Raw genomic sequence first — 247 nt, forward strand, 5'->3', positions numbered from 1 at the left:
TTCAATTATCGGACTTCTTGCGGGGCACTTTGCGAAAAGACGAAAAGCAATTTATTTTGTTAGAAGATGAATTGAAGCACTTACGTTTGTATTTAGACATCGAAAAGGTACGTTTTGGACATCGCTTAAAAACGATCTTTAGCCAAACGAACCGCGTAAGTCAAAACTCTATCACATTCGAAAATGGAAATTACGCTTTTCAAAATAATTGTGCGGTTCGTTAGACCGCAGAATTGAATAGTAATTT

At 36.0% G+C, this 247-nt stretch carries 1 protein-coding gene; it reads left to right on the forward strand.

Going from position 1 to position 247, the window contains the following annotated elements; translation table 11 throughout:
- Nucleotides 1-224: histidine kinase (locus A0125_RS15265; protein WP_197464913.1), on the forward strand; the 224-nt coding region annotated here is incomplete at its 5' end.
- Nucleotides 225-247 lie beyond the last annotated feature (23 nt).

Origin of the sequence: Sphingobacterium populi, from assembly GCF_001586775.1 — a bacterium.
GTDB lineage: Bacteria > Bacteroidota > Bacteroidia > Sphingobacteriales > Sphingobacteriaceae > Sphingobacterium > Sphingobacterium populi.